This is a genomic window from Rubellimicrobium roseum, assembly GCF_006152145.1.
GTDB lineage: Bacteria > Pseudomonadota > Alphaproteobacteria > Rhodobacterales > Rhodobacteraceae > Rubellimicrobium > Rubellimicrobium roseum.
Genome location: NZ_VDFV01000002.1, coordinates 114,836 through 136,829 on the forward strand (window position 1 = coordinate 114,836; position 21,994 = coordinate 136,829).

Below are 21,994 nucleotides of genomic sequence, written 5' to 3' on the forward strand. Positions count from 1 at the left end.
CAGGGGGGCATCACAGGCGCGAAGGCGCGCCGGAAGGACACCCGATGTTCAACGAACACAAGAAATCGATCCAGTGGGGCGGCGAGACGCTGACGCTGGAAACGGGCAAGGTCGCCCGTCAGGCGGATGGCAGCGTCATCGCCACGCTGGGCGAGACCTCGGTCATGGCGAACGTCACCTTCGCCAAGGAGCCGAAGCCGGGCCAGGACTTCTTCCCCCTGACCGTGCACTACCAGGAGAAATTCTACGCCGCCGGCAAGATTCCGGGCGGCTTCTTCAAGCGCGAGGCGCGCCCTTCGGAGAAGGAGACGCTGACGTCGCGCCTGATCGACCGGCCGATCCGGCCGCTGTTCGTCCCGGGCTTCCGCAACGAGGTGCTCGTGATGTGCACCGTGCTGAGCCATGACCTCCAGAACGAGCCGGACATCGTGGCGATGATCGCGGCCTCCGCCGCGCTGACCCTGTCGGGCGTGCCCTTCATGGGCCCGATCGGCGCGGCGCGCGTGGGCTTCGTCAACGGCCAGTACGTGCTGAACCCGCAGGTCGACGACATCCAGGGCATCCGCAACAAGCCCGAGCAGCGGCTCGACCTCGTGGTGGCGGGCACCAAGGACGCCGTCATGATGGTGGAGTCCGAGGCCTATGAACTCTCCGAGCAGGAGATGCTGGGCGCGGTCACCTTCGCGCACGAGCAGATGCAGCCGGTCATCGACCTCATCATCGACCTCGCCGAGGCCGCGGCCAAGGAGCCCTTCGACTTCGAGCCGGTGGACTATTCGGCCTTGTCGGCGCGGGTGCGGGCCCTGGGCGAGACCGCCATGCGCGAAGCCTTCGCGCTGCGCGTGAAGCAGGACCGCGTGGCGGCCATCGACGCCGCCGTCGAGACCATCAAGGCGGGCCTCTCCGAGGAGGAGCGGGCCGACCCGAGCCTCAAGGCGGCGCTCAAGGACCTCGAGTCGAGCGTGCTGCGCGGCGACATCGTGCGCGGCGGCAAGCGGATCGACGGGCGCGCGCTCGACGTGGTGCGCCCCATCGTGAGCGAGACGGGCGTGCTGCCCCGGACCCACGGCTCGGCGCTGTTCACGCGCGGCGAGACGCAGGCGCTGGTCGTGACCACGCTGGGCACCGGCGACGACGAGCAGTTCATCGACGCGCTGCACGGCAACTTCAAAGAGAACTTCCTGCTGCACTACAACTTCCCGCCCTATTCGGTCGGTGAAGTCGGCCGCGTGGGCTCGCCCGGACGTCGCGAGATCGGCCACGGCAAGCTCGCCTGGCGCGCGCTGCAGGCGGTGCTGCCCGCGCCCACGGACTTCCCCTACACGATCCGCGTCGTGTCGGAGATCACCGAGTCGAACGGCTCCTCCTCGATGGCCTCCGTCTGCGGCGGATCGCTGTCGATGATGGATGCGGGCGTGCCGCTGAAGGCCCCCGTAGCCGGCGTGGCGATGGGCCTCGTGCTGGAAGAGGACGGCCAGTGGGCCGTGCTGACCGACATCCTGGGCGACGAGGACCACCTCGGCGACATGGACTTCAAGGTCGCGGGCACCGAGGCCGGGATCACCTCGCTCCAGATGGACATCAAGGTCGCGGGCATCACGCCCGAGATCATGGGCAAGGCGCTTGAGCAGGCCAAGGCCGGCCGGCTGCACATCCTGGGCGAGATGGCCAAGGCGCTGACCAGCGCGAACGCCTTCAGCGTCCACGCGCCGCGCATCGAGACGATGACCATCCCGACCGACAAGATCCGGGAAGTGATCGGCTCGGGCGGCAAGGTCATCCGCGAGATCGTGGAAGTATCGGGCGCCAAGGTCGACATCAACGACGACGGCACCATCAAGATCGCGTCGTCCAACGGGGACGCGATCAAGAAGGCCTACGACATGATCTACTCGATCGTGGCGGAGCCCGAGGAAGGCGGCGTCTACAAGGGCACGGTCGTCAAGATTGTGGACTTCGGCGCCTTCGTGAACTTCTTCGGCAAGCGCGACGGCCTCGTGCACGTGTCCCAGATCGAGAACCGCCGCCTGAACCATCCGTCGGATGCGCTGAAGGAAGGCCAGGAGGTCTGGGTCAAGCTTCTGGGCTTCGACGACCGCGGCAAGGTGCGTCTGTCGATGAAGGTCGTCGACCAGGCGACCGGCCAGGAGATGGCCAAGGAAGAGGCTCCGGCGGCCGAGTGATTCACCGCCTCGGGCGCGGGTCCCCCAGGGGGCCCGCGCCTGCCTTGCGGGGACCGGAACCATGGACGACATCACCCACTGCCTGACCATCGGAAGCCGCCCGGACCTGCTGGCGGCAAGCCTCGACAGCCTCTCGCCCGAGCTGCGCGCCGTGCGGACGCTGGCCGTCAACGACTTCGGCGACGCCGAAAGCAGCGCCGTGCTGCTGGATCGCTGCCCCAACGGGCGGATCGTGGGGACCGGGGCCCCGCGCCAGGGCCAGCACCGCGTCATCGACGCGATGTACGCCGAGGTGACGACCCCCTTCATCTGGCACGACGAGGACGACTGGGCCTACACCCGGCACGACTTCCTCGACCCTGCACGGCATCTCCTGGAGGTCGAGCCCTCGCTTTCGGCCGTGTGCTTCCGGGGGATCTCGGACTTCACCTGGTTCACCGAGGCCGACCGTGCGCGCATCCGCCACGAGGAGCGCGACGGCGTCCGCTACGCCTGCCTCGACCGGCTGCACGACCAGTGGCACGGCTGGACCTTCAACCCGCACCTCGCGCGGCGCGCGCTCTGGGAGGAGCTGGGCGGCTTCGCCCGCTTCGAGAAGGAGCGACACGTCTCGCGCCACCTGCGGGCGCAGGGAAAGGTTGTGGCCTTCCTCGAGCCCGGCTTCTGCCACCACATCGGCGACCAGCGCACCACCATGCCGCGCCCGCCCAAGCGCTTCGCGCGCCTGAGGGACTGGTGGCGCGGCCGCAGCCCGGGCTGAGCCGTGACCGCCGTCACCTATCTCATCAACCTCGACGGCTCGGACGAGCGGCTGGCCCTGGCCACGCGCGCGCTGGAGGCGCAGGGCCTCGGCTTCGAGCGGGTGGCAGCCTTCGACGGGCGGGGCGTGCCGCCCGCGTCCCTGCCGGGCTACGACGAGGCCGGCGCGCTGGCCTACATGGGACGGACGCTCCGGGGCGGCGAGATCGGATGCTACCTGAGCCACCTCGACTGCGCGCGCCGCTTCCTCGCGACCGGGGCCCGCTTCGCCGTCGTGCTGGAGGACGACATGGCGCCCGTCCCCGGCGCGGCGCGGGTTCTGGGCGAGGTCCTGGACTGGCTGGCGGGGCAGCCCGGGGACTGGGACCTGTGCAACATCGGCGCGGGGAAGCGGAAGTTCTTCACGCCGTTGCGGGACTTCGCGGGCGAGGGGACGACCCATGTGCTGGGCCGCGCGCACTACTTCCCGATGACCACGACGGGCCTGATCTGGTCGCGCGAGGGAGCGGGCCGATTCGTCGGGGGCCACGCGCGGATCGACGCGCCGGTGGACAACCATTTCCGCCGCTGGCTGACGGCCACCGACCGGGGGCTCGCGGTCTGGCCGCCGCTCGTCCGGCCCACGGGGGCCGAGAGCGAGATCGACGCCCCCGGTGCCCGGCGCAAGGTCGAGGGGCGCCGCCCGCTCTATGGGCTCGTCAAGCAGCGCCGGCTGTGGGGCGACAAGGCGCGGGCCGCCTTTCACAAGCTGCGGCGGGGGCTGGGCGGAACCGCATCCGGCGGGTGAACGGCGTTGCCGGGCCCGCTCCGGCCAAGATAGAACGGAAGGCGGGGCGTCCCCTTCGGCCGCCCGATTCGAACGAGGACGACCACGCATGCTGACCCGCCGCCGCTTCATCGCCGCCTCGGCGCTGGCGCTCGCCGCCGGGCGTGCCGCCGCGCAGGAGCTCGTCTCCGCCGAGGCGCCGCTCATCGAGGACCCGGGCCCGCTCCGGCTGAACATCGGGCCACAGGCGGTGCAGGCCTCGCTGACGCTGCCCCCCGACTTCGACGGCGACTACGAGATCCCCGACCGGTTCCGCGCGCGCGTGGTGCAGGTGGCGCCGGGCCTCGTGCCGAACGACATCCACATCGTGCCGCAGAGCCATTACCTTTATTTCATCCTGCCGGGCGACTACGCCATCCGCTACGGCGTGGCCGTGGGGACGGAGGGGCTCGGCTGGCATGGGCAGGCGGTGATCGGCCGCAAGGTGGAATGGCCGTCCTGGCGGCCCACGGACGAGATGATCGACCGCAACCCGGACCGCTACGCCAAGTACGCCGACGGGATGCCGGGGGGCCCCGACAACCCGCTGGGCGCGCGGGCGCTGTACTTTTTCCAGGGCGAGCGCGACACGGCGATCCGGGTCCACGGCACGGTGGACCCCACCTCGATCGGGCACAACGCCTCGAACGGCTGCTTCCGCATGTACAACAGCCACGTCATCGACCTTTACGACCGCGTGCCGCTGGGCGCGCGGGCCTACGCCTACTGAGGGTCGCAGATAGGCCACGGTCGAATGAAAACGAACGGCCGCCGGGGCGACTCGGCGGCCGTTCTGCTAGGCTTGCCCCGAGCAGAACACGCAGGGAAACAGGCCCGCACCATGACAACCCGCCGAAGCTTTCTCGCCGCCGCGGCGGCGAGCGTCTTGGCCGCGCCCGCGCTGGCGCGGGACGTCGTCCGCATTCCGCCCGACTGGCTGCCCACCGACGTGGACATCGCGCCCGGCGTGCCCTTGGGCGAGATCCATGTCGACGTGGAGAACACCTGGCTTTACTGGACCATCGGGGAGGGCCGCGCGCGGCGCTACAAGATCGCCGTGGGGGCGCCGGGGCGCAACTTCCGGGGCGTGGCCACGGTCGCCCGCAAGGTCGAATGGCCCTCGTGGCGGCCCACGCCCGAGATGGTCGCCATCGAGCCGCATGTCTACGGCAAGTTCCGGGGCGGCCTGCCGGGCGGGCATCCGATGAACCCGCTGGGGGCGCGGGCGCTCTACCTGTACCAGGACGGGCGCGACACGTTCTTCCGCATCCACGGCACGCCGCAGCCCTGGACCATGGGGCAGAGCTTCTCCTCAGGCTGCCCGCGCATGATCAACGAACACATGATCGACCTTTACGACCGGGTGCCGGTCGGGACGCGGGTGATCTCGCTCTGAGCGGGGGCGCGACGCGATCGGCCGCCAGCGCCGTGGCGACCCCGAAGACCGCATGCAGGAGCGCGTGCTGGGCGAGGTTGGCGGGCTCGTCGCGCCAGGGCCTGGGCGTGACGCCCAGGGCGGGGCCCACCACGCCATAGGCCAGCGCCCAGAACCCGACCCCGAAGGCGAGCCCCGCCGCCACCGGCGAGCCCTCGCCCTTGTGGACCGCGCCGTAGCCCGCGCCGGCCAGGGCCGACAGCGCGAGATGTCCGCCGTGGCCCAGCGCCTCCTCGCGGGCCGAGCCAGACCTGTCGGGATGCTCGGGGCGGCCCAGCGTGCGGCGCTCGAGGGTCACCAGTTCCGAGGCCCGTCCCTGGGCGGCGCCCATCCCGGCGATGACCCCCGACAGGAGGAGCCCCGCCGCCAGACCTCCGGCGGCGCCGGCGACGGCATGGCGCATCGTGTCGTTCACTGGCTGGCCCCAGGCCCCGTCGCGCGCGTCCGGCGTTCCGGGACGCCGGCCTTCGCGGCCCGGGGCCGTGCCGTAGGTCATAGCCGGCTCATCGACGAGCCGCAGCCCGCGCGAGGGCTCGGCGATGGGGCAGCCGTTCCGCTGCGACCGGAAGCGGGCCGCGTTGTCGTAGGTGCCCCGGCGGGCGCGGTTGATGCCACCCAGCGGCTGGTGCGCGGCCAGCCCGTGCCAGGGGCTAAAGGCCAGGCCGTCGTCCACCTGCCGCGCGCGGGCCTCGCTCCAGGCGGGCTGGCGCGGCGCGGTGATCCGGGCCACGGCGACGTAGGGGCTCTCCTCCTCGGGCCAGGGCACCGAGGCGTCCTCGATGGGCATGGTCTCGGCCTTGGTGCGGAGCTGGACGCGCAGCTCCCATTCGGCGTCCTGCTCGCGGAAGACGTCGATGACCGCCTCGCGCAACCCGTTCGGGCGGCCTTGCACGTCCACGGGCTGGCCGGTCAGCGCGACGAGGCCGGGCGAGACCGGGGCCAGCGACAGCTTGGCCACGTGGTCGCCGTAGAGGAAGGGCGTCTGGGTGTAGAAGGTCTCGCCCAGGGGATGCGTGATCGGCTGGCCGCCGAGGGTGGTGAGCGTCGGGCTCTTGGACCCCATCGCCTCGACCGCGGCCTCGGCGCCACGCAGGGTGGCGGACAGGCCCTTCTTCCAGCCCTGCCCGGTGTCGGTCGTAGCGGCAAGGAGCGACAGGTTCCCCGCGAAGGCCTTGGGGTCGGGCGCGGCGAAGGCGGGCGCGTTCGCCATGACGAAATCCTGAGTCCGCCCGCCCTCGGAGCCGGGCAGGCGCTCGCCCTCGACGCCCATCACCTTGATCGCCATGCCGCGCGGTGCGGACACGGTGTCGTCGAGCACGTCGCCGGGGTTGGTCGAAAGCCGCATGACCACCCGGTAGGTGCCCGGCCGGGCGAAGAGCCCCTGCGCCAGCTCGGGCGGCAGGCCGCCCGGCACCCGCATCTCGCCCTCGATCAGGCCATGGCTCTTGGCGTGGACGCTGCGCAGGGCGTGGCCGTAGTCCTTCAGGGTCGTTTCCTGGATCCGGCGCATCGCCGCGTCGAGCGTGGCGATGGTCTCGGCCTCGTCCGGGGCCGGGCGTTCGAGGTCGGCCGCAGGGGACCGGGGCGGGGCGGAAACGGTCGAGGTCATGGCAGGCTCCGGGGGATCGAGGGCGGGACGCGCCGGGCGAACCCCCAGCGCAGCGCGCGGTTCCGGTCGGTCGGGGCTTCGCGCCCTACGACTTTGTGACGGTGCCGTCGCGGGAACTCCTGTCCGCTTCCGGGCATTGGCCGCCTGAACCGGTTCGGATTCCGAAAGGATCTTCCATGCATTCCCTGCTGAGAACGACCACCGCGAGCGCGGCGCTCGTGGCGGCCCTGACGCTTTCGCCCGTGGCCCTGCTGGCGCAGGACGCCACCGGCGACGACGCGGCCACGCCCGACGACACGGCCCAGGACGACGCGACCACCCAGCCCATGGCCGAGGAGGGCACCCAGACCGCCGCGGCGGGCGAGCCAGCCCAGCCCACGGCCGAGATGCAGCAGGTGCTGGACCAGTTGGCCGAACTGGGCGCGGACCCGATCGGCACGCTGCCGCCCGAGGAGCAGCGGCAGGAGCCCACGCCCGCCGACGCCGTCATGGCGGTGATGGAGGAGCAGGGCATCGAAACCCCGCCCGAGCTGGCGGCGATTGCCACGCGCGACCTCACCTATCCGGCCGCCGACGGCTCGGAGCAGCCGCTGCGCGTCTACACGCCCGAGGGCGAGGGCCCCTTCCCGCTGATCGTCTACTATCACGGCGGGGGCTGGGTGATCGCGGACATCGACACCTACGACGCCTCGGCGCGGGCGCTCGCGGCCGGGGCCCAGGCGGTCGTGGTCTCGGTGGAATACCGCCACGCCCCCGAGAACCCCTTCCCGGCGGCGCACGAGGACGCCAACGCCGCCTATGCCTGGATCATCGAGAACTCGGGCACGCTGAACGCCGACGCCGAGCGGCTGGCGGTGGCGGGCGAGAGCGCGGGCGGCAACCTCGCCATGAACGTGGCCATCAACGCCCGCGACGCGCAGCTCATCCAGCCCGATCACATGCTGCTGGTCTATCCGGTGGCGGGCAACGACATGGAGACGCCCTCCTACCAGACCTACGCGGACGCGCAGCCCCTGTCGCGCGACGCGATGATGTGGTTCGTGGAGCACGTCTTCACGGATCCGTCCCAGACGGCCGACCCGCGCATCAACCTCGTGGACCGGACGGATCTGGCGGGGCTGCCGCCCGCGACGGTCATCAACGCGCAGATCGACCCGCTGGCCAGCGAGGGCGAGGCGCTGGCCGAGGCCCTGACCGCGCAGGGCGTGGACGTGCAGCAGATGACCTATCCGGGCGTCACGCACGAGTTCTTCGGCATGGGCGCGGTGGTGCCCGAGGCGAAGGAGGCGACGGACATGGCGAGCTTCGCGCTGCGCACCGTCTTCGAGGCGCGCGATCCGGCGACGGCGGAGGCCCCGGCCAACGAGGTCACGGACGTGGAGGCGACGGCCGCCGAAGGCGACGACACCGCTGTAGAAGGCGGGCTGGAGCCCGTCGATGGCGCGGTCCAGCAGGAGAACGCCGCTCCGGCGGCCGAGGCCGTCGAGGGCGACGCGGCCCCTGCCGAGCAGTAAGCGCCTTGGCCCGGCCCCCAGCGGGGCCGGGCTGCGGCCCCGGACGGGGCGAAGGGCCGGCTCAGGCCGGTAGCTTGGTCTTGCGCAGGTAGGGCAGGACGGTGGTGAACTCGCCGAACTTCGCCCGCGCCTCGTCGTCCTTGACGGCGACGGGGATGATGACGTCGTCGCCGGGCTGCCAGTCGGCCGGGGTGGCCACGCCGTTCTTCACCGAGGCCTGCAGCGCGTCCACCGCCCGCAGGATCTCGGAGAAGTTGCGGCCCACCGTCATCGGATAGGTCATCGACAGCTTCAGCTTCCTGTCCGGGCCGATGATGAAGACCGACCGCACCGTTGCCGTGTCGTTGGGCGTGCGGCCGTCGGGCAGGTAGGCCTCGGCCGGAAGCATGTCGAAGGCCTTGGAGATGGCGAGGTCCTGGTCGGCCGCGATGGGGAAGGTCGGCTCGGCGGAGCCCGCGACCTTGATGTCCTCCTTCCAGCGGAGGTGGTCCTCGACCCCGTCCACTGACACGCCCAGCACCTTGACGCCGCGCTTCTTCCACTCCTCGTCGAGCCGCGCGACGGCGCCGAACTCGGTGGTGCAGACGGGGGTGAAATCCTTGGGATGGCTGAAGATCACCGCCCAGGAGTCGCCCACCCAGTCATGGAGGCTGATGGTTCCCTGGTCGGTCTCGACCCGCAGGTTCGGGATGGTGTCGTTGATGCGCAGGCCCATGTCGCGGCTCCCCTTGGCGATGTCGTGGCCCGGCCTTGGCCGGGCGATGGCCCGGGCAATATAGTGAGCGGACCGTGGGGACGCCACGGCACCTCTGAGGGGACGGCCATGATCGACAAGCGCAGCTTCTACATCGGCGGGCAATGGGTCGAATCGCGGGACGGGCGCGAGCACGTGGTCATCGATCCCTCGACCGAGGAAGGCGCCGTGACGATCATGCTGGCGGGCCCGCAGGACGTGGACGCCGCCGTGGACGCCGCCAAGGCCGCCCTGCCCGCCTGGGCCGAGACCGACCCGCAGGAGCGCCGCGCGCTCGCCGGGCGCATCCTGGAGCAGTACGGGCGGCGCGAGCGCGACTTCGCCGAGGCGATCAGCCGCGAGATGGGCGCTCCCATCGACTTCGCGCTGGCCGAGCAGGCCCCCTCCTTCTCGTGGCACCTAGAGAACTTCCTGACGGCCTTCGACCGGATCGAATGGCTGCGCCCGCTGGGCCCCAGGGGCAGCATGATCGCGATGGAGCCTATCGGCGTGGTGGGGCTCATCACGCCGTGGAACTGGCCGGCCAACCAGATCGCGCTCAAGGTGATCCCGGCGCTGCTGGCCGGCTGCACCTCGGTCCTCAAGCCGTCCGAGCAGGCGCCGCTCTCGGCGGTGGTGGTGGCCGAGATGCTGCACGACGCCGGATGCCCGCCCGGCGTGTTCAACCTGATCCAGGGCGACGGGGCGGGCGCGGGCACGCGGCTGTCCACCCACCCGGACGTGGAGATGATCTCGTTCACCGGCTCGACCCGCGCGGGGCGGGCGATCACGGTGGCGGCAGCCGACACGTTCAAGCGCGTGACGCTGGAACTGGGTGGCAAGGGCGCGAACCTCGTCTTCGCCGACGCGGACGAGCGGGCGGTCGAGCGCGGCGTGCGGCACGTCATGGAGAACACCGGCCAGAGCTGCAACGCGCCCGCGCGGATGCTGGTCGAGCGGCCCGTCTACGAGCAGGCGGTCGAGATCGCGCGCGGCGTGGCCGAGGCGACGACGGTGGGCCCCGCCTCCGAGCCCGGCCCGCATATCGGCCCGGTGGTGAACGCGCGGCAGTGGGAGCACGTGCAGGGCCTGATCCAGAAGGGGATCGAGGAGGGCGCGCGGCTGGTGGCCGGCGGCCCCGGGCGGCCCGAGCACCTGAACCGCGGCTTCTTCGTGCGGCCCACGGTCTTTGCGGACGTGGTCCCCGGCATGAGCATCGAGAAGATCGAGATCTTCGGCCCCGTCCTGTCCATGCTCCCCTTCGACACCGAGGAGGAGGCGCTGCGGATCGCCAACGACACCGACTACGGGCTCACCAACTACATCCAGACGCAGGACGAGGCGCGGCGGCACCGCCTCGCGCGCAGGCTCAAGTCCGGCATGGTCGAGATGAACGGCCAGAGCCGCGGGCGCGGCGCGCCCTTCGGCGGCACCAAGGCTTCGGGGCGCGCGCGCGAGGGCGGCGCCTGGGGGATCGAGGAGTTCCTGGAGGTGAAGTCCATCTCGGGCTGGTGAGGCCTGGTCCCGCATCCGCGCACAGGGCCGGTTCGGGCGAAGGGAATTGGGTCCCCGGCCCCTCATCGCCTATCTCTCCGCCGTAAGGCTTGCGGAGGATGCGATGACGGACAGGATCAACGGGCTGCATCACGTCACGATGCTGGCGTCGGGCGCGGCGGCGAACAACGCCTTCTACACGCAGGCGCTGGGCCTGCGCCGCGTCAAGACGACGGTGAACTTCGACGCGCCGGACGTCTACCACCTGTATTTCGGGGACGGGCTGGGGCGGCCGGGGACGGTGATGACCTCCTTCCCCTTTCCGAACGCCGCCCGCGGCAAACGGGGCACGGGCGAGGCCGCGCTGACCGCCTTCGCGGTGCCGGTGGGCAGCCTTCCGGCCTGGGAGGAGCGGCTCGCCCCCCTGGGCCCGACCACGCGCGAGATCGCCTTTGGCGAGGAGCGGCTGCTGACCGAGGGACCCGACGGGGAAAGCCTCGCGCTCGTGGAGGTCGCGGGCGACGACCGGACGCCCTGGACCGAAGGGGGCGTGGGCGTGGAGACGGCGATCCGGGGCTTCCATTCGGTGACGCTCGCGCTGCGCGACGTGGGGGCGACGGCGGACCTCCTGCGGCTGATGGGCTACCGGGAGGCGGGGCGCGAGGGCGCGGTCACGCGGATGCGGCTGGACCGGGGCAACGGGGCGCAGGTCGTGGACCTGCACGAGGACCCGACCGCCCGCCCCGCGCTGCAGAGCGCGGGCAGCGTCCACCACGTCGCCTTCTCGGTCGCCGACCGCGCCGCGCAGGCGGAGGTCCGGCAGGAGCTGGCCGCGGCGGGCTTCCAGGCCACGCCCTCGATCGACCGCGACTACTTCTGGGCGATCTATTTCCGCTCGCCCGGCGGCGTGCTGTTCGAGGTCGCGACCGAGGAGCCGGGCTTCGCCCGCGACGAGGCGCCCGAGGCGTTGGGCACGGCTCTGAAGCTGCCGCGCCAGCACGACCACCTGCGCGAGCGGCTGGTGCGGCAGCTGGAGCCCCTGGAGGGCCTGGCGTGATCGCGGCGCGGCTCGACGGGGACGCGGGCGCGCCGCTCCTGCTGACCTTCCACGGCACCGGCGGGGACGAGAGGCAGCTTCTGGACGTGGGGCGGCAGCTCCTGCCGGGGGCGCATGTCGTTTCCCCCCGGGGCGAGGTGAACGAGCACGGGATGCTCCGCTTCTTCCGCCGCACTGGCGAAGGCGTCTACGACATGGAGGACCTGGGGCGCCGCACGGCCGCGATGGCCGGGTTCGTCGAAGGCGAGATCGCCCGGACGGGGGCCACGCGGGTCGCGGGCCTGGGCTACTCGAACGGGGCCAATATCCTGGCTTCGGTGCTGGCGCATCGGCCCGATCTGTTCACGGAGGCGGTGCTGATGCACCCTCTCATTCCCTTCACGCCGCCGGACGCGCCGGGGCTTTCGGGGCGGCGGGTGCTCGTGACGGCCGGGCAGCGGGACCCGATCTGCCCCGTGCCCCTGACCGTGCGCCTGTCGGACTGGCTGGAATCGCAGGGCGCGCAGGTGACGCTGCACTGGCACGGCGGCGGGCACGAGGTGGCGCCCGGGGAATGGGAGGCGGCGCGGGCCTTCCTGGCCGCATGAACGAGGGGCGGCCCAATTCGGGGGCCGCCCCGCGAAGGCCGGGCGCGGAGAGGGATGCGCCCGGCGCGGGACCTCGGTGTCAGTTGGCGTTCAGGAAGTCGCCGATGTTGGAGGGGGTCACGAGCTGGAAGGGGATCCAGACCTTCTGCTCGACCGGCTCGCCGCGCGCCAGCGCCAGCGCCGCGTCCACCGCGCCCTGGCCCTGGCCGGCGGCGTCCTGGAACACGGTCACGTCGAGGTCGCCCGCCTGCATGGCGGCAAGGGCGTCCTGCGTGGCGTCGATGCCGGCCACGATCACGTCGTCCATGGAGAAGCCCGCGGCCTTGAGCGACTGGATGCCGCCGATCGCCATCTCGTCGTTGTTGGCGATGAAGGCGTCGAACTCCACGCCTGCCGACAGCCAGTTGGCCATGAGGTCGGTGGCCTGGGTGCGGCTCCAGTTGGCGGTCTGCTCCTCCACGATCTGCATGAAGGCGCATTCCTCGGTCGCGATGACGTCGTGGATGTCCTTGGTGCGCTGCACGGCGGCCTGGTTGGACAGCTCGCCCTGCATGACGACGATCCTGGCCTCGGTCGCGCCCTGCTCCTTGAGGAGGCGGCAGACCTCCTGCGTCTGGAGCGTGCCGGACTCGACCTCGTCGGAGGCGACGAAGGCCTGGTTGTCGGGCAGGGTGTCGATGTTGATGGGCTGGCGGTTCACGAAGACGAGCGGGATGCCGGCGTTGTTGGCGACGTCGGTCATGGCCTGCGTGGCCGAGGTGTCCACGGGGTTCACGATAATCGCGTCCACGCCCGCGGCGATGAAATTCTCGATCTGGCTGAGCTGCTTGCCCACGTCGTTCTGGGCGTCCTCGATCGTCACGTCCACGCCGTCGAGCGAGTCGGCATGGGCCTGGATGCCGCCCCGGAGCGTGGTCAGGAAGTTGTCGTCGAAGAGCGCCATGGAGACGCCGATCGTCTCGGCCATGGCCGAAGTGGAGAGCAGACCGGCGAAGCCGGCCAGAACGAAGGTCTTTTTCATGTTGTTCCTCCCTGGTGCGGCGTCCGGCGCGCCGCGGATTCGTCAAGACCGGAGAGCCCCCCTTCCCCAAGGGGCCCGGATGTCGCGGCGGTCAGGCCGCCACGGTCGCGCGATGGATGTCCCAAGGCCGCATCGTGGTCCTCCCTCCCGCGAGCGCGCACCGTCGTTGCGATGCCTGTCCGTGCCGCGACCGTTTACGTGACGTGAAAGCACCCGGAACGCGCCCCTCTGTCAACGCGAGGAACGGCCTTTCCCCCAATCCTGATGGGATTACACCAATGGGGCCTGACGAAATGCCCTCAAATGGAAGGATCTGGGCCTTGACGCCATCGGCCCGAGAAAGCGCGCGAGGTCACGTGGCGGCAGGTCCCTCGATCCAGGGTCCCAGCCGTTCGCGCAGGTCCAGGCGAGCCCCGAGGAGGGAGCAGAGAAGATAAAGGCCACCGAGCTTGCGCTGGACGAAGAGAGTCTCGGCCGGCGGCACGCGCCAGCCGCTGCGGTCGAGCGCGAGTGCCATCCCCCGGTCGCGCAGGCGGGCCAGGAGGTCGCTCCGGCCGAAGTCGAAGGGACCTTCGTGCAGCATCTCGCGCGCGGCGAGGTCAAAGAGCGCCAGCGCCTCCTCCCGCAGGGGCTCTGGCGTGCGGGCGTCGAGCGCGCCGAAGGCCCCGAGCGCCGCCTCGGCTCCGTCGCGGTCGCGGGCCAGCGCCGCCCGCAGGAGACCGCGATAGAGGTCGGCGATGGGCCGGGGCACCTCGCGCGTGGCGCCGAAGTCGAGGAGCACCACCCGGCGGCCGTCCCAGCGGTAGTTGGCGAGGTTGGGGTCGGTCTGCATCCAGCCCCAGCCGAAGAGCTCGCGCAGGGCGAGGTCGACCAGCCGGCCGGCCACCTCGTCGCGCGTGGCCTGCGGGGCCTGCGCGAGCGATTCCAGCGGTTCGCCGGGCTCGAAGGACATGGCGAGGACGTGGGGAGTCGAGAGGTCGGCATGGACCTCCGGCACGCGGAAGGCTCCGTCCCCGGCGAGGAGGCCCGCGAAGCGGCGCAGGTGCGCGGCCTCCTTGGCGTAGTCGGCCTCATCGCGGAGCTGGCGCTTGGCCTCGGCCAGCAGGGGGCCTGCGTCGAGCCCTTCGGGCAGGAGACCCGACAGGCGCAGGAGGGTCGCGACGTTGTCCACGTCGCTGTCGATGGAACGGGCGATGCCCGGATACTGGACCTTGACCGCGAGATCGCGCCCGTCGCGCAGCCGCGCGCGGTGGACCTGCCCGATGGAGGCGGCGGCCAGCGGCCGGGTGTCGAAATCCACGAAGCGCCCGCGCCATCCCGCGCCCCATTCGGCGTCGAGCACCGCCCCCAGTTGCCGGGGCGGCATGGGCGCGGCGTCGGCGCGCAGGCGCGCGAGGATGTCCGAAAGCTCGGGCGGCAGCAGGTCGCCCGCATCCATCGACAGGAACTGGCCCATCTTCATCGCAGCGCCGCGCATCTCGGCCAGCCGGTCGGCCACGCGGGCGAGGTTGCCGGGAGTGAGCAGGACCTGCTCCAGCCCCGGCCGCTGCCCGCGCGCGAGTTGCCGCGCGCCCTCGGCCAGCGCGCCGCCCGCGACGCCCGCGGCGAGGCCGCCCAGACGGGTGAGCCGCGCGAGGCGGCCGGAGGGAACGGGCAGGCCCTTGAGGGGAGGCGGCATGGGGGAACTCGCGGTCAGGAGGTCGCGCGGAACCTAGTCGGTCGCGGGCGCGAGGCCAGCGGCTCGCATCGCCTTGATCGGCGCGGAGCAGGCGCCAGCAAGGGACAAATCCTTGTAAACGCAAACATTCATACCTATTTCACGTGAAACATCCTCAGGGATCTCCGACATGCCCATCCCCCGGTTCCCCGTCCGGGCGGCCCCGCCGTCCGCTTGGCCCGAAGCGCCCGACCTCGCGATCAAGCGCGACCTCCTCGCCTCGGCGGGTGGGCGCTTCTGCGGCGTGACCTTCGTGAAGACGGACGGCACCGAGCGGCAAATGCAAGTGCAGCCCGCCGCGCTCGGCCCCCGCCTCAAGGGCGAGGCGGCGAGCGAACGGGCCCGGCGCGCGGCACGGACGCGCGAGATGCGGCACCCTCATCTCCTGCCGGTCTGGGATGTGCGGGCTGGGGCGCCGCGCTCGATCAACCTGCGCACCGTGTCGCGCATCGCGGTCGACGGGCGGGTGCACCGCTTCGGAGGCTGAGGGAACAGGCCGCGCCCCGCGCGGTTCGGAACGGCCCGCCGGAGTTCGCGCCATGCCCCCTGCCCTGTCCCTTCTCGACGTGGTCACCCATCCCGAGGACGAGACCTCGGACCTCGTGAAGCTCGTGACGGCGCAGGGCAGCCTCGTCGGGCGGCTGCATCCGGCGGATGGGGATGCGGCGATCCTCTGGGTCTTCGGCTCGGGCGGGGGCCTGGGTGGCCCGGCGGGCAGGGTCTACACGCGGCTCGCGGGGCTCCTCCAGCCACGTGGCGTGGCCTCGCTGGAACTGGACTATCGCCGCCCGGGGGAGCTTGGGGCCTGCGTGCAGGACGCCCTCCTGGGGATCGCCTGGCTCGAAACCCTGGGCAAGACGCGGACCGTGCTGGTCGGGCACTCCTTCGGAGGCGCCGTGGTCATCGGCGCGGGCGCCGTGTCCCCCACGGTCGTCGCCGTGGCGGCGCTCAGTTCCCAGACCGCCGGGACCGGAGCCGTGGACGCGCTGAGCCCCCGGCCCCTGCTCCTCGTCCACGGCACGGCGGACGAGATCCTGCCGCCCTCCTGCTCCGAGGACATCCATGCGCGGGCGAGCGGGCCCAAGGAGCTGATCCTCTATCCCGGCTGCCGCCACGGGCTGGATCAATGCCGCGAGGCGCTGGACCGGGACCTCCTGCTCTGGCTGGAGGGCGTGCTCAGGCCCGCCCCACCGCCCTGAGCGCGAAGGCCTGCGCCAGCGCCACCTCGCGCAGCCGCTCGAACCGGCCCGAGGCGCCGCCGTGGCCCGCTTCCAGGTTGACCCTGAACAGCACCGGGTTCCCGCTGGCCGTGCGGTCGCGCAGGCGCAGGACCCATTTCGCGGGCTCCCAGTAGGTCACGCGCGGGTCGGTCAGGCCCGCGAGCGCCAGGATCGGCGGATAGGGCCGCGCCCCCACGTTGTCGTAGGGCGAGTAGGCGGCGATGGCGCGGTAGTCGGCCTCGGACTCGATCGGGTTGCCCCATTCGGGCCATTCGGGCGGCGTGAGCGGCAGCGTGTCGTCGAGCATCGTCGTGAGCACGTCCACGAAGGGCACCTCGGCGACGATCCCGGCGAAGGCCTCGGGCGCGAGGTTGGCCACCGCCCCCATCAGCATTCCCCCGGCCGATCCGCCCTGCGCCACGATTCGATCGTGGGAGGTCAGCCCCTCGGCCACCAGATGCCGCGCGGCGGCGACGAAGTCGGTGAAGGTGTTGGGCTTGGCGGCCCGCTTGCCGGCTTCGTACCAGGCCCAGCCCTTGTCCTTGCCGCCCCGCACATGGGCAATGGCGTAGACGAAGCCTCGGTCCACCAGCGACAGGCGGTTGGTCTCGAACCCTGCCGGGATGGTGATGCCATAGGCGCCGTACCCATAGAGCAGGCAGGGCGCGGAGCCGTCGAGCGGCGTGTCCTTGCGGTAGAGGACCGAGACCGGGACCAGTTCGCCGTCCGGGGCGGGCGCGTGGAGGCGGCGGGTGACGTACTGCGCCGGGTCGTGGCCCGAGGGGACCTCCTGCGTCTTGAGCAGCACCCGCTCGCGCGTCGCCAAGTCGTAGTCGAAGACCTGCCCGGGTGTCGTCATCGAAGAATAGGAGAAGCGCAGGGTCGTCGTGTCGTATTCGTAGGGCGGGTGGACGCCCAGCGCATAGGCCTTCTCATCGAAGGCGATGGCGTGCTCCTCTCCGCTCGCGCGGTCGCGCACGACGATCCGGGGCAGGCCCTGCCAGCGCTCCAGCCGGACGAGGAAGCCCGCGAAGGAGGTGATCGACAGGATCAGCCGGCCGGGAACATGGGAAACGACCTCGCGCCATTGGGCCTTGTGGGGTGCGGCGGCGGGGGCGGCCATGACCTTGAAGTCCTCGGCCCCGTCGGCGTTGGTCAGGACGAACAGCTCGTCCCCGCCCTCCTCCAGATGGTACTGGACGTCCGGCGTCCGGGGCTCGACCAGCAGGGGCGCGGCGGCGGGGTCGGTGGCCGGGATCAGGCGCGTCTCGTTCGTCTCGTGGTCGCCGATGGAGACGACGATCCAGCGCCCGTCCCGCGTGGTCCCGGCCGAGACGAACATGCCCGCGTTGGGCTCGTCGTGGAGGAGGCGGTCCTCGGAGACGGGCGTGCCGAGGCGGTGGAACAGGACGCGCGAAGGCCGGTGGCTGGCGTCCACCGCCACGTAGACGAATCCATCGGCAGCAAAGGCCCCCTCGCCCGTGGTGTCAGCCACCGCGTCGGGCAGGTCCGCGCCCGAGGCGAGGTCGCGGACGCGCAGGGTGTAGAACTCGGACCCCTTGTCGTCGTGTCCCCAGACGAGGCGGCGGTGGTCGCGGGAATGCGCGACGCCGCCCAGGTCGAAATAGGCCTTGCCCTCGGCCTCCCGGTCGCCGTCGAGGATCACCTCGGTCGCGCCACCCTCGGCGGGCACGCGGACGAAGCGGGGGTGCTGGCCGCCGGTGACATAGGCCGTGCCATAGGCAAAGGGGCCGTCGCGCATCGGCACCGAGGCGTCGTCCTCCTTGATGCGGCCCTTCATCTCCGAAAAGAGCTGCGCCTGCAGGTCCTCGGTTCCGGCCATGAGCGCGGCCTGATGGGCGTTCTCCGCCTCCAGATGGGCGCGGATCTCGGGGTCGAGCCGCGCGGGGTCCTGCAGGACCTCCTGCCAGTTGGCGGCGCGCAGCCAGCCGTACTCGTCGGTCCGGGTGATCCCGTGGCGGGTGTCGTCGCGGGGATCGCGCCGGGCCTGCGGGGCGGGATGGGCGGGGAAACGCGGATGGGTCATGAGGGGGCTCCGGGCGGCTCGCCCTCTTGTAGCGCTCCGCGCAGGGGCCGCCAGCCACGGGATCGGCGGAACGTGAGCGCGGGGGGCGGGATTTCCGGCCTCTTTCGGGTTAGATAGGGCCTCATGGGAACGGGCGTGGGCGCGACGGCGGCAACGGAGGCGGAGGTCCTGACGGGCCTGATCGAGCGCGTGACCTTTCACAGCGCCGAGACGGGCTTCTGCGTGCTGCGCGTCAAGGCGCGGGGCGAGCGCGACCTCGTGACCGTGGTGGGCCACGCCGCGACGATCAGCGCCGGGGAATGGGCCAGCGCCTGGGGCGACTGGGTCCACGACCTCGCGCATGGGCGGCAGTTCCGGGCGCGGGTGCTCCGGACCTCCGAGCCTACCTCGCTGGAGGGGATCGAGCGCTACCTGGGCTCTGGCATGATCCGGGGCATCGGGCCGGTCTACGCCAAGCGCCTCGTGCAGCTTTTCGGCGAGCGGGTCTTCGACGTGATCGAGGCCGAGCCCCAGCGCCTGCGCGAGGTGGGCGGCATCGGGCCCAAGCGGATGGCGCGGATCACCTCGGCCTGGGCGGACCAGAAGGTGATCCGCTCCATCATGGTGTTCCTGCATTCGCACGGCGTGGGCACGGCGCGGGCGGTGCGCATCTTCAAGGCCTACGGGACCGAGTCGGTCGCCGTGATGAAGGAGAACCCCTATCGGCTGGCGCGCGACATCAGGGGCATCGGTTTCAAGACGGCGGACATGATCGCGGAAAAGCTCGGGATCGAGCGGATAGCGATGATCCGGGTGCGGGCGGGCATCTCCTACGCGCTGACCGAGGCCATGAGCCAGGGGCATTGCGGGCTGCCGGCGGAGGAACTGACGGCGCTCGCCGGAACCCTGCTGGAGGTACCCCACCCGCTCATCATCGAGGCCATCACGCAGGAGGTGGCCGAGGGCACGGTGATCGCGACCGAGGTCGGCGGCGCGCCTTGCCTGTTCCTCGCGGGGCTCTACCACGCCGAGCGGAGCATCGCGGAACGGCTGCGGGCGCTCCAGTCCGCCCCCCTGCCCTGGCCCGCCATCGACGCGGACAAGGCCCTGCCCTGGATCGAGGCGCGCACGGGGATGGCGCTCGCCCCCAGCCAAGCCGAGGCGCTGCGGCTCGCGCTGCGGTCCAAGGTGCTGGTCGTGACCGGCGGACCGGGGGTGGGCAAGACGACGCTGGTGAACGCGATCCTCAAGGTGCTGGGCGCCAAGGGCGTGCGGATGCTCCTCTGCGCGCCGACGGGCCGGGCCGCCAAGCGCATGTCCGAGGCGACGGGGCTGGAGGCGCGGACCATCCACCGGCTGCTGGAAACGGACCCGAAGACCGGCGGCTTCAGGAAGACCGAGGACAGCCCGCTCGACGGCGACCTCCTCGTCGTGGACGAAAGCTCGATGATCGACGTGCCGCTGATGCAGGCGCTGTTGCGCGCGCTGCCGGACGAGGCGGGGCTGCTGATCGTGGGCGACATCGACCAGTTGCCCTCCGTGGGCCCGGGGCAGGTGCTGGCGGACCTGATCGGGTCGGGCGCGGTGCCCGTCGTGCGGCTGACCGAGGTCTTCCGGCAGGCCGCCGAAAGCCGCATCATCGCCGCCGCCCACCGGATCAACAGGGGGCGGATGCCGGACCTGAACTGGGCCGAGAAGGGGTCGGACTTCTACTTCGTCCCTGCCGAGACGCCCGAGCAGGCGGCGGAGCGGCTCCAGGTGCTGGTGGGCTCGCGCATCCCGAAAAGCTTCGGGCTCGACCCGATCCGCGACATTCAGGTGCTCTGCCCGATGAACCGGGGCGGCGTGGGGGCGCGGGCGCTGAACGGCCTGCTGCAGGCGGCGCTGAACCCCGACGGCGGGCCGCGCGTCGAGCGCTTCGGCTGGACCTTCGCCCCGGGCGACAAGGTCATGCAGGTGGAGAACGACCACGAGCGCGAGGTCTTCAACGGCGACATCGGCTTCGTAGAGCGGGTGGACCCCGAGGACGGGGAGCTCGTCGCGCGCTTCGACGGGCGCGAGGTCGTCTACCCCTTCGGCGAACTGGACGCTCTCCAGCCCGCCTACGCGGTGACGATCCACAAGAGCCAGGGCTCCGAGTATCCGGCCGTGGTCATCCCGGTCCTGACCCAGCACTACGCCATGCTGCAACGCAACCTCCTCTACACCGGCGTCACGCGGGGCAAGCGCCTGGTGGTGCTCGTGGGGCAGGTCAAGGCGGTGGGGCTCGCGGTGCGCAACGCCTCCGGACGCAAGCGGTGGTCCAGGCTCGGGGAATGGCTGGCTCAGGGCAGCTCGTAGGGCACCTCGCCGCGCCGGTTGCGATCCACAGCCAGCCGTCGGCCCACCGGCGGATAGGCGCGCTGCGCGCAGTCGGGCCGGTCGCAGAGGCGGCAGCTCACGCCGATGGGCGTCAGCGCGCGGGGCTTCTGCCAGTCGAGCCCGTCGCCGTAGACCAGCCGGTCGGCGTAGGCCAGCTCGCAGCCGAAGCCGATCGCGTAGCGGCGGCGGGGCGCGCCGAAGGCCGAGGCCGCCTTGGTCACGCCGGTCGCCATCGACAGGTAGCGCGTGCCGTCCGGCATCTCGGCCATCTGCACCAGCATCCGGTCGGGCGTCTCGAAGGCCTCGTGGATGTTCCAGAGCGGGCAGGCCCCGCCGTAGCGGGCGAACTGGACGCGGGTGGCGCTGTGACGCTTGGTGATGTTGCCCGCCCGGTCCACTCGCAGGAAATAGAAGGGGATGCCCTCCTGCCCCGGCCGTTGCAGCGTCGAGAGCCGATGGCAGACCTGCTCCAGGCTCGCCCCGAACAGGGCGGCGAGCGCGCTCACGTCGTGGCGCAAATCCGAGGCCGCCCGCAGGAAGGCCCCATAGGGCAGCATCAGCGCTCCCGCGTAGTAGTTGGCCAGCGCGATGCGCGCGATGGCGCCCGAGTCGGGGCTGGCGAAGCCCGCGCCCGCAACGGCCTCCTCGATGGCCTCGCCCGCCTCCAGAAGCGCGAGCTGGTGCGCCATCGCGAAGCGCTGGGACGCGGGTTCGAGGAAGGCGTCGATCTGGAGCCGCCGCGTGGCGGGGTCGAACCGGCGCATCGGTCGGCGCGCGGCGAGGTCGCGGTCGAGCGCCACGGCCACGCGGTGGTCCTGCTCCAGCGCGCGGGCGAGCCGCAGCGAGGGGTCGTCCGCGCCGGGCAGGCGCGCCGCCCGCGCCTCGGCCAGGGTGTCGAGCGAGTCCACGTAGTTGCCGATGTCATGGAAGAAGTCGCGCACCTCGTCATAGGGCAGGTTCGGCGCGACCGTCGCGGCGGGCGCCCCGCGCCGCAGCGACAGCGCATCGTCCAGCGACTGGTAGCGGTCGAGCAGCGCCCGGTGGTCGGCCTGCAACCGCAGCAGCGCGCGCGCCACGCCGGGGGCGGACTGGGCCACGGCCTTGATCTCGGCCGCCGGGATGTCCCCCGCGCCCAGCGCCGGGTCCGCGAGCGCGTCCTTGAGGCCGAGGAGCAGCCGGTCCTGCTCGTCGTCGGAAAAGGCCTGCGCGTCCACGCGGAACACGCGCGACAGTTCCAGCAGCACCCCGGCGGTCAGCGGGCGCTGGTTGTGCTCGATCTGGTTGAGGTAGCTCGTGGAGATCCCGAGGCGGCGCGCAAGCTCGGCCTGCGTGATGCGCCGGGCCTGCCGGAGCGTCCGCACCGCCTCGCCGGAGAAGACTTTCCGCTTTCGCAATTTCCTGATCCGCAATCTTCGCAGCTTCGCAGATTGGCACGAAACGCCGCGCATTTCCACGCCATCCGTGCCAAGAAGG

At 71.7% G+C, this 21,994-nt stretch carries 18 protein-coding genes; 12 read left to right on the plus strand and 6 right to left on the minus strand.

Features of this window, described 5'->3' with window-relative positions; translation table 11 throughout:
• The first annotated feature begins 44 nt into the window (after positions 1–44).
• The 5 genes from pnp (at position 45) to FHG71_RS03010 (ending at position 5,143) form a co-directional block, all read left to right on the plus strand.
• Entirely contained in the window at positions 45–2,183 is a 2,139-nt protein-coding gene (gene pnp, locus FHG71_RS02990) for a polyribonucleotide nucleotidyltransferase (RefSeq protein ID WP_139080136.1), read from the plus strand.
• 61 nt (positions 2,184–2,244) lie between these two features.
• Complete coding sequence (locus FHG71_RS02995; protein ID WP_139080137.1) at positions 2,245–2,943, plus strand: hypothetical protein; 699 nt, start codon at positions 2,245–2,247, stop codon at positions 2,941–2,943.
• Between the two features lie 3 nt (positions 2,944–2,946).
• A complete protein-coding gene (locus FHG71_RS03000; RefSeq protein ID WP_139080138.1) occupies positions 2,947–3,729 on the plus strand; it encodes a glycosyltransferase family 25 protein in 783 nt (260 codons plus the stop codon).
• 88 nt (positions 3,730–3,817) lie between these two features.
• Positions 3,818–4,477 (plus strand): L,D-transpeptidase, encoded by a 660-nt coding sequence (locus FHG71_RS03005; protein ID WP_139080139.1) that lies wholly within the window; start codon positions 3,818–3,820, stop codon positions 4,475–4,477.
• Positions 4,478–4,588: 111 nt separating this feature from the next.
• The gene (locus FHG71_RS03010; protein WP_139080140.1) at positions 4,589–5,143 is read left to right on the plus strand and encodes a L,D-transpeptidase; all 555 of its coding nucleotides are present in this window, start codon (positions 4,589–4,591) and stop codon (positions 5,141–5,143) included.
• On the opposite strand, the gene FHG71_RS24180 is transcribed toward FHG71_RS03010, so the two are convergent.
• Positions 5,079–6,791 (minus strand): catalase, encoded by a 1,713-nt coding sequence (locus FHG71_RS24180; protein ID WP_246045322.1) that lies wholly within the window; start codon positions 6,789–6,791, stop codon positions 5,079–5,081. The genes FHG71_RS03010 and FHG71_RS24180 overlap by 65 nt on opposite strands.
• 176 nt (positions 6,792–6,967) lie before the next feature.
• On the opposite strand from FHG71_RS24180, the gene FHG71_RS03020 reads away from it, so the two are divergent.
• Positions 6,968–8,305, plus strand: coding sequence for an alpha/beta hydrolase (locus tag FHG71_RS03020; protein ID WP_246045323.1), 1,338 nt, complete (start codon positions 6,968–6,970; stop codon positions 8,303–8,305).
• Between the two features lie 61 nt (positions 8,306–8,366).
• On the opposite strand, the gene FHG71_RS03025 is transcribed toward FHG71_RS03020, so the two are convergent.
• Positions 8,367–9,020 carry a peroxiredoxin gene (locus FHG71_RS03025; protein ID WP_139080141.1) on the minus strand — a complete coding sequence of 218 codons (654 nt, stop codon included), beginning with the start codon at positions 9,018–9,020 and terminating at the stop codon, positions 8,367–8,369.
• Positions 9,021–9,128: 108 nt separating this feature from the next.
• On the opposite strand from FHG71_RS03025, the gene FHG71_RS03030 reads away from it, so the two are divergent.
• From FHG71_RS03030 to FHG71_RS03040, 3 genes are all read left to right on the plus strand, one after another.
• Entirely contained in the window at positions 9,129–10,553 is a 1,425-nt protein-coding gene (locus FHG71_RS03030; RefSeq protein ID WP_139080142.1) for an aldehyde dehydrogenase family protein, read from the plus strand.
• Between the two features lie 103 nt (positions 10,554–10,656).
• On the plus strand, positions 10,657–11,589 hold the full coding sequence (locus tag FHG71_RS03035) for a VOC family protein (RefSeq protein ID WP_139080143.1): 933 nt from the start codon (positions 10,657–10,659) through the stop codon (positions 11,587–11,589).
• Positions 11,586–12,176, plus strand: a complete 591-nt coding sequence (locus FHG71_RS03040; protein ID WP_139080144.1) for an alpha/beta hydrolase — start codon at positions 11,586–11,588, stop codon at positions 12,174–12,176. Before FHG71_RS03035 ends, FHG71_RS03040 begins: the two co-directional genes overlap by 4 nt.
• A gap of 79 nt (positions 12,177–12,255) precedes the next feature.
• Here the strand turns inward: FHG71_RS03040 and FHG71_RS03045 are convergent, their stop codons facing one another.
• Positions 12,256–13,197, minus strand: coding sequence for a sugar ABC transporter substrate-binding protein (locus FHG71_RS03045; RefSeq protein WP_139080145.1), 942 nt, complete (start codon positions 13,195–13,197; stop codon positions 12,256–12,258).
• A 352-nt stretch (positions 13,198–13,549) separates the two neighbouring features.
• Positions 13,550–14,875 (minus strand): ABC1 kinase family protein, encoded by a 1,326-nt coding sequence (locus FHG71_RS03050; protein ID WP_139080146.1) that lies wholly within the window; start codon positions 14,873–14,875, stop codon positions 13,550–13,552.
• A gap of 169 nt (positions 14,876–15,044) precedes the next feature.
• On the opposite strand from FHG71_RS03050, the gene FHG71_RS03055 reads away from it, so the two are divergent.
• Together FHG71_RS03055 and FHG71_RS03060 are read left to right on the plus strand one after the other, a co-directional pair.
• Positions 15,045–15,401 carry a hypothetical protein gene (locus FHG71_RS03055; RefSeq protein WP_139080147.1) on the plus strand — a complete coding sequence of 119 codons (357 nt, stop codon included), beginning with the start codon at positions 15,045–15,047 and terminating at the stop codon, positions 15,399–15,401.
• Between the two features lie 52 nt (positions 15,402–15,453).
• A complete protein-coding gene (locus FHG71_RS03060) occupies positions 15,454–16,113 on the plus strand; it encodes an alpha/beta hydrolase (RefSeq protein ID WP_139080148.1) in 660 nt (219 codons plus the stop codon).
• Here the strand turns inward: FHG71_RS03060 and FHG71_RS03065 are convergent.
• Positions 16,091–18,181: a S9 family peptidase gene (locus tag FHG71_RS03065; protein WP_139080149.1), complete on the minus strand. Its 2,091-nt coding sequence runs from the start codon at positions 18,179–18,181 to the stop codon at positions 16,091–16,093. The genes FHG71_RS03060 and FHG71_RS03065 overlap by 23 nt on opposite strands.
• A 123-nt stretch (positions 18,182–18,304) precedes the next feature.
• Between FHG71_RS03065 and recD2 the strand changes: the two genes are divergently transcribed.
• A complete protein-coding gene (recD2, locus tag FHG71_RS03070) occupies positions 18,305–20,500 on the plus strand; it encodes an SF1B family DNA helicase RecD2 (protein ID WP_139080150.1) in 2,196 nt (731 codons plus the stop codon).
• Here the strand turns inward: recD2 and FHG71_RS03075 are convergent.
• Positions 20,485–21,915, minus strand: a complete 1,431-nt coding sequence (locus tag FHG71_RS03075; RefSeq protein ID WP_139080151.1) for a helix-turn-helix domain-containing protein — start codon at positions 21,913–21,915, stop codon at positions 20,485–20,487. The genes recD2 and FHG71_RS03075 overlap by 16 nt on opposite strands.
• Between the last annotated feature and the right edge of the window lie 79 nt (positions 21,916–21,994).